At 72.4% G+C, this 14832-nt stretch carries 10 protein-coding genes and 1 pseudogene; 4 read left to right on the plus strand and 7 right to left on the minus strand.

All coding sequences use genetic code 11. The features are described 5' to 3' along the window. Nucleotides 1-96: 96 nt before the first annotated feature. Entirely contained in the window at nt 97-1341 is a 1245-nt protein-coding gene (locus tag ACWDD7_RS19625) for an ATP-grasp domain-containing protein (protein ID WP_450458243.1), read from the plus strand. Between the two features lie 251 nt (nt 1342-1592). On the opposite strand, the gene ACWDD7_RS19630 is transcribed toward ACWDD7_RS19625, so the two are convergent. The 5 genes from ACWDD7_RS19630 to ACWDD7_RS19650 form a co-directional block, all read right to left on the minus strand. Then, nucleotides 1593-1838, minus strand: a complete 246-nt coding sequence (locus ACWDD7_RS19630) for a hypothetical protein (protein ID WP_392218549.1) — start codon at nt 1836-1838, stop codon at nt 1593-1595. A gap of 139 nt (nt 1839-1977) precedes the next feature. Continuing rightward, nucleotides 1978-5487: a hypothetical protein gene (locus tag ACWDD7_RS19635; protein WP_450458244.1), complete on the minus strand. Its 3510-nt coding sequence runs from the start codon at nt 5485-5487 to the stop codon at nt 1978-1980. A gap of 250 nt (nt 5488-5737) precedes the next feature. Further along, complete coding sequence (locus ACWDD7_RS19640; protein ID WP_450458245.1) at nt 5738-6586, minus strand: DMT family transporter; 849 nt, start codon at nt 6584-6586, stop codon at nt 5738-5740. 2 nt (nt 6587-6588) lie between these two features. Beyond that, on the minus strand, nt 6589-7020 hold the full coding sequence (locus tag ACWDD7_RS19645; RefSeq protein ID WP_450458246.1) for a P-type ATPase: 432 nt from the start codon (nt 7018-7020) through the stop codon (nt 6589-6591). Further along, the gene (locus tag ACWDD7_RS19650) at nt 7017-7904 is read right to left on the minus strand and encodes a universal stress protein (protein ID WP_450458276.1); all 888 of its coding nucleotides are present in this window, start codon (nt 7902-7904) and stop codon (nt 7017-7019) included. Before ACWDD7_RS19650 ends, ACWDD7_RS19645 begins: the two co-directional genes overlap by 4 nt. A 567-nt stretch (nt 7905-8471) precedes the next feature. On the opposite strand from ACWDD7_RS19650, the gene ACWDD7_RS19655 reads away from it, so the two are divergent. Next, nucleotides 8472-10106 (plus strand): hypothetical protein, encoded by a 1635-nt coding sequence (locus ACWDD7_RS19655; RefSeq protein WP_450458247.1) that lies wholly within the window; start codon nt 8472-8474, stop codon nt 10104-10106. 207 nt (nt 10107-10313) lie between these two features. After that, the gene (locus ACWDD7_RS19660; protein WP_450458248.1) at nt 10314-10916 is read left to right on the plus strand and encodes a hypothetical protein; all 603 of its coding nucleotides are present in this window, start codon (nt 10314-10316) and stop codon (nt 10914-10916) included. Here the strand turns inward: ACWDD7_RS19660 and ACWDD7_RS19665 are convergent. Continuing rightward, nucleotides 10868-11176 (minus strand): transposase, encoded by a 309-nt coding sequence (locus ACWDD7_RS19665; RefSeq protein WP_210976713.1) that lies wholly within the window; start codon nt 11174-11176, stop codon nt 10868-10870. The two genes, ACWDD7_RS19660 and ACWDD7_RS19665, sit on opposite strands and share 49 nt — an antisense overlap. A gap of 103 nt (nt 11177-11279) precedes the next feature. Between ACWDD7_RS19665 and ACWDD7_RS19670 the strand changes: the two are divergent. Next, nucleotides 11280-11460, plus strand: a pseudogene (locus ACWDD7_RS19670) (tetratricopeptide repeat protein); the annotation flags it as partial. A gap of 38 nt (nt 11461-11498) precedes the next feature. Here ACWDD7_RS19670 and ACWDD7_RS19675 read toward each other — a convergent pair. Beyond that, on the minus strand, nt 11499-14213 hold the full coding sequence (locus ACWDD7_RS19675; protein ID WP_450458249.1) for a PKD domain-containing protein: 2715 nt from the start codon (nt 14211-14213) through the stop codon (nt 11499-11501). Nucleotides 14214-14832: the final 619 nt, after the last annotated feature.

A 14832-nucleotide genomic window follows, 5' to 3' on the forward strand; every position in this document is an offset into this window, starting at 1 on the left:
GCCGGTGGCGAAGCGTGCTGTGACGAGCCGGTGGGCGGGCACCGCGGCGGTCCCCGCGGTGATTGCGGACGGTGGTTACCTCGGGAGGAGAAGAAGGTGCGTGGTGTCGGTGACGGCGGCGGCCGGGTCCTGCTGCTCGGCGCGAAGCCGGACGAGGCCGTGGCGGCACTGGGGGAGCGGGGGGCACGGATCACCTGCGTCGCCACGCCCCGGCACGCGGCCTCGCTGTCGGGGCGTGGCCTGGTCGAGCGGATCGTGGTGGTCGAGGACCCGATGGACGCCGAGCAGGTCCTGCTGGGACTGGCCCGTGACGGGATCGGGCCCGGCGAGTTCGACGTGGTCACCAGCGCCCTGGAGCACGGTCTGGTGCCGGCCGCGCTGATCGGGGCGTCCTGCGCGGCGCGTGCGCTGCCGCTGTCCACAGCGGTGCTGTTGCGCGACAAGCAGGCCCAGAAGACGGCACTGCGCCGCGTCGGCGTGCCGTTGGCACGGTCCGCGGTCTTCGCCCGGCCGGGAGAACTGGCGCAGGCCGTGGCCGAGGTGGGCGGGCTGCCGGTCGTGGTCAAGCCGCCGTCGGGGGCGGGGGCGCAGGACACCATGGCGCTGCGCTCCGCGGCCGACGTCGCCCTCTGGCAGCGTGAGCACGGTGCGGGTCCCTGGCTGTGCGAGGAGTTCGTGCCGGGCGACGAACTGCACATCGACGGTGCGATCAGGGACGGGCAGGTGGTCGAGATCTGCGTGTCCCGGTACTTCAAGAACCAGATCACCGCCCTGGACGGCGCGCTCAACGGCTCGGTCGCGCTGCGGGCCGCGGAGGAGGAACCGCGCTACACCCGGGCCCGGCACCTGGTCCGGCAGACGGCCGACGCCCTGGGCTTCGCCGACGGGGTGTACCACCTGGAGGCTTTCGAGCAGGCGGACGGCACGCTCGTCTTCGGCGAGTGCGGCGGCCGTATCGCGGGCGGACGCATCGACCGGACCGTCCTGCTGACCACCGGCGTCGATCTGCACCGGCACTGGGCGGCGGCGGTGATGGGTGCCGCCCCGCCCGTACGAACCGGTGGGCCGCTCGGCGGGGGGCTGTTCGGCTGGGTCACCCTGAGCGCTCCGCCGGGAAGGGTGCTCTGCATGCCCTCGGTCGAGGACATCCGGGCCAGGGCCGGCGTGGTCGACGCGGAGCTGAAGCTCGCGGTGGGCTCGGTCATGACGAGCCCCCGGACCACCACCACCCGCGCCGGCCGCGCCGTGGTGCGGGGAACCAGCGTCGCGGACGTGGAATCGACCGCGGCGGACGTCGCCGCCTGGTTCACGGCCGCCGCACGTTCCGCCGCCGCGTCCTGACGGCGGCGGCCGTCTCCTGCGGCGGGAACGACTCGTTCACCCCGCATCGGAGCATCGGAGCATCGGAGCTCGCCGCCGTCCTCGTGGCCACGGCCCGGCGTTCGAGACGGTCGATCCCGCACTCGACCGCGTGCCGCTCGCGGGAGCCGGCCTCGTCGAACGTCGGTGGCCGATCGCCTCGGGAGCCGGGCTTCTGGCGGTTGCGGACAGTGGCTTCCGTCCCTGCTCGACGGCGAGGTGGATCTTTGTGCTCAGCCCGCCTCGGAAGCGTCCGAGCCCGTGGTGGGCCGGCCGGACGGCAGTGCCGCCGGGCGGTTCCCGCCCGCCCCGGCGGCGTGCTGATGGGCCCGGCAGACGGTGGAGTCGACACTCACGTCCCCGGTGATCAGACCTTTCCCGTCGGCCCGAGCCTGGAGCTGACGGATGCCCCTGGCCCAGGTGCCGTCGCGCTGCCCCGTCCACACCGGCGGACGGCCCGGCTCGATGCCTCGCGGCAACAACGGCTCCAGCCGGACCCGCTGGCCATTGAATGCGAGCGGAGAGCCACCGCAGGCTCAGGCGCCTACCGCGCCTGCACCACCTGCGGCGGCCTCCTGGCCGGAAGCTGGGCCGGAGCCGGAACCCGGCGAAGCACGGTCAGCCGGCGAGCAGCGCCTCCACCGTCGAGACCGGATCCCACTCGGGGTCGAGGCCGGTCAGCCGCTCGGCGACCCGGCGCCAGGCCACCGGGTCCGTGCCGAGTCCGGAGCGCACGAGGTCCGCGAGGATGGTACGGGACTCGGCGGCCTCGGGTGGGGCGTCCGTGCGGCGTGCGGCGCCGCCCAGGTAGGCGAGCAGCCGCGCGGCCGGTGCCGCGAGGCGCACCAGGTCCGCGCCGTCGAGGAGCCCCGCCGTGAGCAGCCCGTCTATCTGGGTGGACGGCGCGCAGTGGAAGTGGCCGCCCAGACCGTGCCGGGCCCGCTCCCTGGTGAGCCGCGCGCTGCCGGGCAGGCCGTCGGGGCCCGGCTCGGGCAGCAGCGCCGCGTGCCGCAGCCGTACGTCCTCGGGGACGCCGTCCAGGCGGACGATGTCCTGCCAGTACGGGAGCGGTTCCTGGGCATGGGCGGCTTCGAGAGCGGCCCAGTCCACGGGCTCGCCCGGCGGGAGGGATTCGACGATGTCACGTGCGCGCCAGGCGTGCTGGGCGCGCCGCAGCTTCCGGACGAGCTTGTCCGGCGCGATTTCGCGGTCGAGCCGGGCGCGGATGACGGCGGCGGGGTCGGCGGACGCCAGGGCCTTCGCGCATACGGTTGCGGCGGAGGGTCCCAGCAGGTTCCGCCCCGCGAGCCGCGCCAGCCGGTCGGCACCACCGTGCTCGAACAGGCTTAGGCAGCCGAGTAGTTGATGCCCAAGGCCAAGTCGCAGGCCCTCTCTTTCGAGCAACTCCGCCACGAGGTCGGGTTCGGCGGAGCACAGCCACATCAGACCGCCGGCCGGCCAGGCGGAGCCCTCGGCACGCCAGTCGGCCAGCACCCGGGCGCCCAGGGACGGCCGCCCGGCGCCGGGCCGCGACCGGGTCACGATCCGGTGGACGGCGGGACGGGGTGTCCAGTGCCGCAGCAGGGCGAGGTCGACCTCGGGATCGTCGAGGTCGACGAGGTGCTCCACCGCGCCGCTTTGCTCCAACCAGCGGGACTGGGCGGCGAGGACGCGCAGCGCGTCGTGGTCGCGGTCCGCGAGCAGCCGGCCGAGGGCGACGCGCGGTGTACGGTCGTAGCGCAGCAGGTACGCGGCGAGCAGCCAGGGTCCGTCGGGGCCGAGCCGGGGCAGTACGGCGTCGACCACCTCCGCGTCGGCGAGGCAGAGCAGGGTGCCCTCCGGCCAGGCCCACAGATGGTCACCGCGCTCCAGGAGCTTGATCGCCTCGTCGGGGGTGCCCGGCCTGGTGCTGCCGATGGACGTTCCCGCGCTCGCCGCCGGGCCGGCCCCGGACCGCGCGCGCTCCAACAACTCCGCCCAGGTCAGCCCCTCCGAGGCGGTTTCGGACGCCGTCACGGTCGCGGCCAGGCGGAGCCAGGCGTCGGGGTCGGTGCCGAGTTCGGCGTGCAGCCGACGGGCGAGGGCGGTCCGCCAGGCGTCGGCGAACGCGAGTCGCCGCCAGTCGTGAGGCAGCAGGAGAAGGCGCCGCGCGGGCAGCAGGGTGAGCAGTTCGTCGGAGGACAACACGCCCTGTGCGTAAGCGCGTTCGGTGTGCTGCGCGCCGGATTCGTACGTCTCGGGGAGCCGTGCACGCACCTGCGCGAGGCCGGGCGCCTCGCACGCGAGGCCGTTGCCGGGCACGGGGATGTCGTGGAGGGCGCAGGCGACGGCGAACCAGCGGGGGACGGCGAGGCCGGGCGCGGTCGCCGGCTCGTACCCGGCCAGCGCGCGCAGCACCTCGGGATCCTTCGGCCGGGGCGCATCGTCCGGGCCGAGGGAGTACAGCAGGTCGAGCGCAGCCAGAGCGTGCACACGGTCGCGCCGGTGGAGGACCCCCCGGGACGCGGGTTCCGGGGCCGGTGTCACGGGCTCGGCCGGCGGTTCGGGCTCGGCGACGGCCTCAGCCGCGGCCTTGCCCGCCTCGGCTATCAGCTCCGCGATCGTTCCCCGGTGTTCGGGCAGCAGGACATCGAGCGCCGCCCAGGCACGCCCCCGTTCGTCCAGATGCGCCTCCGTCAACGCGCGCAGCTCGGCGGCCGCCGCCGCGCCCAGCAGATCCCGTTCCGCGAGGCGAGCGAGCGCGGCCAGGGCGCGGGCGGCGGGGCGCGCGGTGCCGATCAGCTCGACCGGGTCGAGAAGCCCCGCCGCCGCCATGCCCTCCGCCCAGACGGCGGCGCTCTCGTCGAGTTCCTCCTCCGCGAGGCGCTGTGCGGGTGGGGTGCTGTTGCCCGCACGACGGCCCCCGGCCCGCCACGGCTCGTTGAGGACACTCAGCCGGAACGCGTGGCGCTGCGCGTCACTCGCCGCCTCGTGGCGGGCCAGCTCCTCGCAGGCCTTGGGCATGAACGGGGTCGCGGCATGGGCCGCGGCGAGGGCGCCGAGATCATGGGTGTACGGCTCGGACAGCAGCTGGCTCAGGGTGCTGGTGCCCCGGGCGGTGGCGAGCAGCGCGGGCAGCCGGGCGGGGTCCGCGTACGGCTCGCCCTGCGCGCGCAGTCGGCGCAGCCCGTCGTCGTCCGGGGCGGCCAGGGCCGCGATGACCGTATCCACGACGGACCGGCTGAGCCAGGAGGCTGCGGCGGGGTCGTCGAGCAGGGCGTGTACGGCGTCCGGGCCGGTCCGCTCCCAGATTCTCAGCAGGGCGTACTGCTGGGCGACTTGGCGCACGCCCCACCTCAGTGCCGGCACCACGAGCTGCGGGTCGCCCGAGCCGAGCAGCGGGGCGAGCCAGGTGCGCGGGACCTGGCCGTGCGGCGCCGTCAGCTCGGCGCGCAACGCGTCGTCCAGCGGCACGGTGTCGAGCCGCTCCACGATGGTGCGGCGCAGGGACTGGGTGGTGCGCGGGTTGCGATAGACCGCCGCGGCGACCTGGGCGTCGCCGACAGCGGCCAGCCGGGCGAGGACGCGGGCGTCGAGCCGGGGATGGCGGGCCAGGGCTGCCCGGGTGCGCGTGTCACCGTGGTCGACGACGGCGGTGAGGAGGGCGTCCCCCGGCGCGGTCCCGCCGGCAAGCAGCTCCGTCGTCACCCGCTCCGGCAGGGCGGCGAACGCGGCGGCGGCATGCTGCGGCTCCGCGTGCTCAAGGAGCAGGCCAAGCGTGCGGTGGACACTGCGGGGCGCGGGAGGACGGAGCGTGTCGTCGGCCATCGGGGGCGTCGGTGGCATCGGCGGCGCGGCGAGCAGCTCGGGCAGATCGCCGCGGTGCCCGGCCAGCGCGTCGTGCAGCCCGCGCCAACGGCCCGCGTCCGCACCGAGATGGCGCCTCGTCAACTCGCTGAGCAAGGAGGCCGTCTCGTCGTCGACTCCGCCCGCGGCGGCGACCTTGGCCGCCACCGAGCGCGCGGGGCGAGCCCGCTCCACCGCCCGCAGCGCGGCACCATCTCTCGGGCCCGCGCCCTTCGCGTCCCGACCGGCCGCGGCCATCTCGCGCAGCAGCCGCCCGGCCGCCCCCACCTGCGTTTTCGTCATGGTCGCCATGGTAGGCACGGCACTGACGTCAGCCTCGGGGGTTCGCGTTCAGAACGGCCGGCAGGCCGCGGTCGACGAGCCGCCGTACCACGACGGCTCGGCGCGGCGACCGGCATGATGATGACGAGGGCGGCATGATCGCCGCGGTCGGCTGCTGCGGATTTCTCGCGGACACGCGTCCGGGGCGGGCGGGCCGCAGATGACCGGAGCGCGCGTCGGCGCGGTGCGTCGCCTGCTGATGCGGCCAGGTTCACATGCGTACCAGCGGTGACTTGTCCAGGATGACGATGCCGGTCACGGCCAGGGCCGTGCCGAGGATCTGGATGGCGAGGTACCCGGACGTGGCCAGGCGTTCGTGGAAGACCGCGGCTCCGATCAGGACGGCACCGATCGGCTCGATGGTGTCGATGAGGGGAAGGCTGACCGCCAGCGATCCTGCCTGGAAGGAGCTCTGTGCCAGCAGCAACCCCGCTCCGCCGACGAGGAGCAGGGAGTACGGCTCCCAGTGGCCCAGCGCGGCCAGGCCCCGGTCCCGGAAGAGGCCTGCCGCGCTCTTCGTCAGCGCGTCCAGCAGCGCGAAGAGCAGCCCGGCGGCCGCTGCGTACACACCCGCGCGCACCCGGCCGGAGGTCCGGAGCCCGGCGGGCACGAGCACGGTGACACAGGCCGCGACGACCGCCAGGAGCGGCAGCCAGTCCCACAAGCCGGGCCGGCCCTCGCCCGCGGAGTAGGGCAGCACGGCCAGGAAGGCGGCCACGCCGCCGGCGGTGCACACCGCGCCTGTCACGTCCCTCCGGGTGAGACGCCTGCGCCTGCGCCAGGCGATGAGCGGCAGGGCGAAGAGGAGGTCTGTCGAGGCCAGCGGCAGCACGAGCACCAGTGGGCCGAAGGCGAGTGCCGCGCCCTGGATGACGAAGGAGAAGGCCGACAGGGCGATGCCGGCGAGCCACTGCGGCCGGTGGACCAGAGCCCGGAGCAGCCCCAGCCGGAGGGACTCCTTCTCGGGTACGGCCGCGGCGGCCTCCTGCTGCAGTACGGCCGCCACGGCGAAACAGCAGGCGGCCAGGAGCGCGGCCGGTACGGCAACGGCGATGGCCATGATCACAGGATGCTCGCCGACCGGCGAAGCCGCACACCAGCGGGAGTCGGTCGGCGGCGCGGGCGTTTGTTCGCGGCGACGAGGAGGTGGTTCGTGGCCGGGAGGTGGATGAGGGCGAGTCGTCCGGCCGCCCGGGTGAGGACGCCGCCGTGATCCACCGGTCGGTGAACAGGCCGAGGTGCCATGCCGAGCGGGTCGGGGAGCGGCGGCTGAAGAGGTTGACGGGCGGACTCACCCGTCAACGCCCACTCGTCCACACGCGGGTCGTCGGCCCTGACCAGCCGGACATCGGCAGGAACCTCGTCACCCGCCTCCGCCGGCACCAGATCCCCGGGAACCGGATCGGCGGAAGGCACCTGACGTCGCGGGCCCGCGGCGCACCAGCCGCAGCAGGCCGCCGCCGGCCGCCGGGAGAGGCCCCCCGGCAGCCTCACTGCCGGTCGCCGGAACCTCGGACGACCGCGACCGGGCAGTGCGCGTGATGCAGAACCGCCTGACTGACGGAGCCGAGGAGCAGGCCGGTGAACCCGCCGCGCCCGCGGGCACCGACGACAAGCAGCCCGGCCCTCGCACTCGCCCCGATCAGCGCCTCGCGGGCACCGTCCCTCACCACCGTCTGCACGACCGGGACATCCGGGTACCGTTCCTGCTGGCCGGCGACCGCTTCCGCCAGCAGGCGCCTTTCGCCGTCCGCGAGCATGCCCGGAGCCAGCGCATAGGGCTCCGACGGATCCGGCGACGGAGGAACCGGCACGCTCCACGGTGTCCACGCGTGCAAGGCCTCGACGCCGGCGCCGCGCAGGGCGGCTTCCGCGAAGGCGAACTCCACGGCGGCTTCAGCGGCCGGTGAGCCGTCGACGCCGAGGAGGACCGGGCCGGTGTCGTCGGCACGCTCACGCACCACCAGGACCGGGCAGCGCGCGTGCGCGGCCAGATGGACCGCGGTCGACCCCAGCATCAACCCCGCGAAGCCTCCCAGCCCCCGACTGCCGACCACCACCAGTGCCGCCGTGCGCGACTGGGCCTCCAGCACCGTCAGCGGCCCACCCGCCACCACCGAGTCACCGACCTCGACGTCAGGGGCCACAGAACGGGCATGTTCCACCGCCCGGGCCACCAGACGTCCGGCCACCTCCCGCAGCGCCTCCTCGGCCGACGCCGCCGACCACGGACCGAGCGGTGCATGCACGGCAGGCCAGAAGAACGCGTTGACCACCTTCAACGCGCACCCGCGAAGCCGCGCCTCATGCGCCGCTACCGTCACAGCCTCCAGGCTCGACGGCGAGCCGTCGACCCCGACCACGACCGGCGGACTCATGGTGCGTTCCCCGTCCACCGACGCGTCGCGCGTGCCGGCCATCGGCCGCGGTCGGTCCGTCCCGGGCACCTGGGGCCGTCCGGAAGGAAACGCCGAGGCCACACGGCCCGGGGCTTGGTAGTCATCATGGGCAGAACCCTCCTCACATCCCACTGTCTCCCAGGATCCGGCGACGGTCCTGCCCACCTGGAATGCGTACGGGGCGCGGAGGGCGACGGCATGGCATGCAAGCCCACGTTCATGGAGCGCACGCTCATGGAGCGCACGATCGGGGACCGGTTACGTCCGAAACGGTCCTTGAGGGCCGTCGGACAGCGGTGTGAGCGAGCGGTGGCCACCATGGCCGCCGTGGCCGCTCGGGCCACCGGCGAGCCGGGCCGTGACCGTGCGGCACGGTGGCTGGTCGCTGCGGGGTCACCCTCGCCCGATTGCCCGCTGTGTTTGCCTCGACCGAACACCCGCGGTGAGACTGCTGGTGCAGCGAGCGACCATGCCCGAGGGTGCCGACCATGGTTCGGACCTGGCTGCGGCAGCACCCACGTCATCGAACCGCCGGAAGGGATGATCATGGGCCACGTCGCGCCGAGGGTCTGGTATTCGCTGATGTGCGTGATGCTGCTCGCCGTGGCCGGGTGCGGTCGGCACCAGCCCGGAGCGGGGGAAGACACGGCCGGTGACGCGATGACGACCGGGCTGGTCGCCGACCTGCAGAAGAACGGGTTCCGGGTCAATCCCGGATACGCGAGGCTGTACACCCAGCAGGACTGCAAGGACTTCACCTACCCGCGGATGAGGAACTGCTACGCGAACAACCCTGCGGCCCCCTACGTGACACCCGTCGTGAAGACCTGGCCGAACGAGTACGTGGATCCCGCCGTGGTGAACGCCTTCGGTTCCATGCGGCCCGGCTACACCTCCACCTACCGACTCGACCCGCGGGACGCGGTGGTGATGTACGGGAAGATGCCTCCGCCTGGTCGCTACATGGGGCTGCAGACGTGGGAATTCAGCCAGGACGGTCACTGGAAGGCCAGTGACCGCCGCAAGTGGGAGCAGAAGCCCGATCAGCCCGTGCCCCTGCAGTACCTCTTCGACACGATCCCACCCGACGCCCCGCGGTCGGAGCGGACCCAGAGCGCGTCCGCGCTCGGAGACATCGTCAACAACGTCGTCATGGAACGGCAGTCCGGTCAGCCCTTCGACAAGAACCGGTACTTCATCATCACCCCCAGCGCCACCACCGACCACGCCGTACGTCGCGCACTGCACGCCCAGGGGGTTCCCGACGAGGACATCTTCACCGAGCAGATCCCCGCCCGTGACAACCTCGGCCCGATCGGGCCGCTGGGCATGGGAAAGAACGCCATCGACTTCTTCACCACGTTCCGGTACGCCGTCCCCGCCCCGGACCAGCAGCAGGCCGCGGACAAATGGCGGAAGAATCCCCCGCTGACGGTGATGCGAGTACGCGCCCCTGCCTCCGTGGGCCCCGTCCAGCGCTACGGGGCACTGACCTTCGCGAAGCGAACCGCGAACAACGAGGCGTACCTGGCGGATGACATGCGAAACCTGGTCGCAGCGGTGTGCGACCGCGTCAGCACCGCGGCGCGCCTGCGCACCCGCGACTGCGGGCAGCAGCAGTCGGCATCCGCCCCGCTGCCCGACCTGGTACGGGACTTCGGGTGGACCGGACCGTACTGCCGCAAGATCGGCATGAACTGCCTGGGCGACCAGCAGGACGCGGCCTACTTCCTCTCCCGGCCGCTGCCGATCGACTCCGGGCAGGTCTACGCGGTGGTCGACACCCTCGCCACCGAGACCGGAAACGCCACGTACACCGCCCTCTCCGCCAACGACGCCTCGCTGATGGCCGGCGTGGCGAACGTCCTGGACACCGGTCTCAAGGGTTCCGCGGAGGACTACGCCAAAACGGTCGAGCACAGCGACAAGTTCTTCGTGCACTACTTCAGCCGGGACTGTTCGGTACTGCGGGGCGTGCCCGACTGGCCGAAGAACTGCACCGAGATCACCACCGGCATGCTGCCGCCACGCGCGGGCACCGCCGGGGAGGGCGACCCGGCTCTGCACGGCATGTTCATGGCCTCGCTGCGTGACTACGTCAAGCCGGGAACCGAACGCGGACCTGACTCCACCAAGCTCCTGACACCGAGGATCCTCACGTTCACCCAGTCGGCGAAGTAGCGCGCCGAGCCGCAACCATGTGGGTGCTGGTGTTGCTTGGGGATCTGTCGAGATCGGCCGTTCCTCGGTCGGGTCGGCTGGTGGAGACCGGCGACCGGTACGAGCCCTACCGGCTCGTCGACGCCGACGGCGCGGCCGTGGTTCCGATCGCGGTGTTCTTCCAGGAGTTACTCGCAGCCGGGAAGGCGGCGGCGACCGTCCGCTCCTATGGCATGGACCTGCTGCGGTGGTGGCGGTTCCTGCACGCGGTTGCGCAGAGCCGTCGCGCCCAAGGCCGCAGGGCACCTGACCTGGGCCGAGGAGACCTCGACCGGGCGGCGGCGGAACCTCACCTTCGAGGAGACCGAAGCCTTCTGGGCCTTCGCCGCGATCGAGGTCCTGCGCCTGACCGGCATCCGCAACGAGGTTCGCGCAGGTTGCGGTGAAGTCACGGCGGACCAGGTCGTCGTGCACCGGCGGGCCGGCCTCCTTGCCCTTGCCGCGCTTCTTGCCGAACACGCTCCACCAGCGGTTGTCCCGGCAGATCCGCCATGCAGTCCGGTCCGCCATCACGGCCCCGGCGCCACGCGCTTCGTCGGCGAGGAAGCGGTAGCCGAACTCCGGGTCGTCACGGTGCGCGTCGAACAGTGCGTTCGCGCGATACGCCTCCTCCAGCATGGCATCGGTCACCGGCTGGTCCAGCCAGCGGTAGTAGGGCTGTCTGGCGAGCTTCAGCACCCGGCACGCAACCGTGACGGGCACCCCGTCCCCGGCCAGCTCCCTCACGAGCGGGTAGATCCTTTTCCCGGAAGGTGTGCCTGCGACAGGTAGGCCGCGGCCCGGCGCAGGACCTCGTTCTCCTGCTCCAGCAGCTTGATCCGCCGACGCGCTTGCCGAAGCTCGGCGCTCTCCTGGCTGGTCGTTCCGGGCTTGCTCCCGTCGTCGATGTCCGCGCGGCGCATCCACTTCCACAACGTCATCGGATGGACTCCGAAGTCGGTGGCCACCTGCTCGACCGTCACACCCGGCCCGCGGTTCCTCGCGACCCGCACGACGTCCTGGCGGAACTCTTCCGGATAAGGCTTGGGCACAGCGACATCCTTCCCACTCGCCCCACAGGGCAAGCCAGTTCAGACGTCACCCGATCGTGCAGCAGACCCCTCGATCAGGTCCACCGGTACGTCCCTGGTCGGCATGGAGGACGTGGACGTCGTACGGCAGATCACCGCGGCCTTCGGTGCCCGCCGACGAACGACTCGGCGGCGGGCACGGCCTGACCACAGGCACCGTGTACCTCGCCGACACCGCCGCCCCCATGCTGCGAGGACGCTTCCCCAACGAAGCCTTACGCCGGGACGCCTTCGGCGCCGTCGCCGGGCATCTGCTGGTGGACCTCGACGGCCCGTTGTGCGGTCACTCCACGGTGTTGAGGATGTAGTCACCGAGAAGATCGGTGTTTACGTCGATGGCGGTGGAGCCGGCGTTGTACAGGTCGATCTCGCCGTCCGTGCCCACCTTGACCAGCGCGGCGCCAGCGGCGGGTTGTCCGCTGGTGTAGTCGGCAGTGTGCACGTCCGGCCGGGTGGTGCCGTCGGCGTAGGCGACCAGGTAGCCGCTGCCGGTCGGCGAGGGCACCGTGAGATTGAGGTCTACCGCGCTCACTCCGTTCGCCGGTACCCCGTGGGCGCCGGTGACTTTGAGTTTGAGCGTGGCGTGAGCGCCGAGTTTGGCGATCTTCCCGCCGGTCCCCGTACGGGTGTTGAGGATCCGTACCGGGCTGACCGGCTGGAACGTCGTCCCGGTCGCGGTGGGGCCGTACCAGCCGACCACGTCCGCGATGAGGTGCGCCGAGGACTTGCTGTTATTGCGGAATACCACCTTTCCGTTGATCAGCGGGGCCATGGGCACGACGATCTGGGCGGAGGCGGTCTGTCCCGTGGTCCAGTACGGGCCGCTCACGCCGGGATTGACGGTGCTGTCGGGGGATACGGTGAGGCTGCCGGACCCCTTGGTTGTGGTCGCCACCACGTTGAGTACCACGGCGTCGGCGTCGGCCGGGACGCCGTGGGCGCCTGAGACGGTCAGGGTGACCGAGTGACCGCCGGCAACCGCGCCGGTGTGGCCGCCGGTGCCGCTGCGGGTGTCGAGCAGGCGGATCGGTGCAGCGGGGTGGTAGGTACGGCCGAACTGCGCGTGCGACTGGAGGCCGAGAGTGGCGACGTTGACGGTCACCGGGCCGGTGCTGCTGTTGTAGAGGTCGATCACACCGGTGGGAGTGACCTTCACCGTGGCTTCGTTGCTGACCGTCCGGCCGGCTCCGAAACTGACGGTCGAGGTGCCCGGCCGGGTGGTGCCGTCGGTGTAGAGGGTGAGAGTGCCGCTCGCCTTGGCACCGCTGGTGACGATCCGCAGGCGCGCCGCGTCGACGCCGTCGGAGTCGGCGTGCACGGTGGCCGCGGAGAGCTTCAGCACCCCGTGGGCGGGGATGGTCCTCTCGGCGTCGTACCGAGCTGCGACGGGCAGGAAGGCGTCTGCGGCGTGCACGGTCACCCTGGCGGTGGTGGTGCGGCCGAGCAGGTCGGTCTGCGTCAGCGTGGCGGTGTACGAGCCCGCTGCCGGATACTGGTGCTCGATCTTCCGGGGGCCGTCGGCCAGGTTCTCCTGGTCGCCGTCACCGAACGCCAGGACCCGGTAGGCGACTTCCCAGGCGTTCGCCGGTTGCGGAACGGTGAACAACGCGTCCCCGGCGTCGACCTTCCCGTCGGCAGTGGTGACCAGGGCGCCGGACAGCGAGGTGGCCGGCGCCGCGGTCGTACCCGCGTCGACGGCGGGGGACCGGACGGTGCGGCTCGACCCGTCAGCGTCGGTCACCGTGACGGCCGGGCTATACACGCCCGGCGTGGCGTAGCTGTGCGTGATCGGGGCGCCCGGTGCCTGGGTGACCGGGGCGCTGCCGTCCCCGAAGTCGACCGAGTACGTCGCGATGGGCTTGCCCCACGACGTGGTGGCGTCGTCGGTTTTCACCGAGGTGACGACCGGCGCGACGCCCCTCGACGGCGACGGCATGTCGTCGCTGGGAATGATGATGGAGTCCTGCCGTTCGATGGCGCCTCGGTCGGGGCGGGCCGTCGAGCCGGTGCCGGTGTCGGCGACGAGCGGATCGTCCACGAGCGGGGCGCCATCGACGTCGGTGGTGAGCTCGCCCGGTGCGTGGGCATCGGCGGAGTCGATGAGCGCTGAGTGCTCGGGCGGCGCAGTGGTGGAGGGCAGGTTGAGGCCGTCGATGTCGTGCGCGCCCTGGCCGGTCGCGTCGTGCAGCGACACGGCGGTGGTGTAGGGGGCGTCGGCCCAGGCGTACTCGGGGCGCGGCCGGGCGGAGGTACCGGAACCGTTCGCCGCCGCGTTGTAGTCGCTGGTGACCTGATCCGCGGATTGGGCAGACACGAAGTAGAGCGGAGCCGTGGGCGCCGGGCAGCTGTCGGTCTGCTTCGCCGACGCGGAGGCGACCACGTTGTTCTCCACGGTCCCGGAACTCGCGCCGTCCAGCGAGATTCCGGTGGCGCACGGAGCGGTGACTGTGTTGCTGGTCACGGCCGCACCGGAGGTCCCCGTCATCACGATCCCACCCCGCCGCGGGGTGGTCACCACGTTGGTGGTCACCGTGACCTGTGAGGCTCCCGACTGCGCTCGCACGCCGTAGGCGTACCCATCCGGAATCCAGTTGCGCGAGACGGTCACGCCCGAGGAGGCGCCGTCCACACCGATCGCGGTACCGGTGCCACCGGTCGACGGCACTGGGCGACGGAAGGACAACCGGTCGAGGGTGATGCCCGTGGAGCCCGTCACCGCTACCGCGTCCGCGCCCGGGTATCCGATCCCCAGCGACTGGATGCGTACGTCGTGCACCGCCTTGAGTGTCAGCGCGGGAGCGGAACCCTTCGGCGTGAGGATCGGCGGCGAGCCGCTGGGGGCGAGGGCGGCGCCGGTGAATGTGATGGGGGCGTCCTCGGTGCCGGACCGGGTCAGGGTCACGGACTCGACGTAGGGCAGATCGTCGGGCGACTCAAGACGAACCGTCTGCCCGGGCAACACCACGTCCGCCGCCGCCTGCACCGTGCAGAAGGGCATGCTCGCCGAGCCCGTTCCCGTGTCGCTGCAGGCTCCGTCGTGATTCACATACAGCGTTCCGGCCGGGCTCGGGTCCGCCGCCGCCTCACCGGTTCCCCAGCAGCTCACCACCCCGGCCACCACGAGAACGGCCACGGACACACCGGATACGGGGCGAGGTCTTCGCATATGAACTCCAAGGAGGGTCGACGGTGCGGATGACGGCACCGGGGCCTGGTGTGCGGGTCATCGACCCACAGCCCGTGTGGCGACGATGTGGTGGGGGCAAGCGCCCAGTCGCAAGCACGCTGCCGGTCCCGGACGGTGCCGCTCGGCAGCTACAGGCAGCCTTCATGATCTCAGCCCCACTCCAAAGGAACAGCCACGGACCGACCTTGTCTTCCTCAAGTCACCAGCGTTTCAAGGCCAATTGCACGGAAGCCGAAGTCGCGGCGAGCTGCTGGGGCCCGTCTCTTTGGACCCTTCCGCCAACACACCCGCCTACGTGTCCGCAGCGCACGTCCCGCGTGCTGCCGTCCGCACCGCCTGTTCACCACCGGGGCAGGGCAGCGCCAGCTGCAACTGAGCTGCGCGACGGATGGCGGCCCACAGCGACCCGGACGTTCGGCGCCTGCACCGT

Source organism: Streptomyces sp. NPDC001056, assembly GCF_053598955.1.

Excerpts from the sequence above, each read along its gene's own strand:
- ACWDD7_RS19655 (WP_450458247.1), top strand. The coding sequence starts at position 8,472 with ATGGGCCACGTCGCGCCGAGGGTCTGGTATTCGCTGATGTGCGTGATG.
- ACWDD7_RS19650 (WP_450458276.1), bottom strand. The coding sequence starts at position 7,904 with ATGAGTCCGCCGGTCGTGGTCGGGGTCGACGGCTCGCCGTCGAGCCTG.
- ACWDD7_RS19660 (WP_450458248.1), top strand. The coding sequence starts at position 10,314 with ATGGCATGGACCTGCTGCGGTGGTGGCGGTTCCTGCACGCGGTTGCGC.
- ACWDD7_RS19640 (WP_450458245.1), bottom strand. The coding sequence starts at position 6,586 with ATGGCCATCGCCGTTGCCGTACCGGCCGCGCTCCTGGCCGCCTGCTGT.
- ACWDD7_RS19675 (WP_450458249.1), bottom strand. The coding sequence starts at position 14,213 with ATGCCCTTCTGCACGGTGCAGGCGGCGGCGGACGTGGTGTTGCCCGGG.
- ACWDD7_RS19635 (WP_450458244.1), bottom strand. The coding sequence starts at position 5,487 with ATGACGAAAACGCAGGTGGGGGCGGCCGGGCGGCTGCTGCGCGAGATG.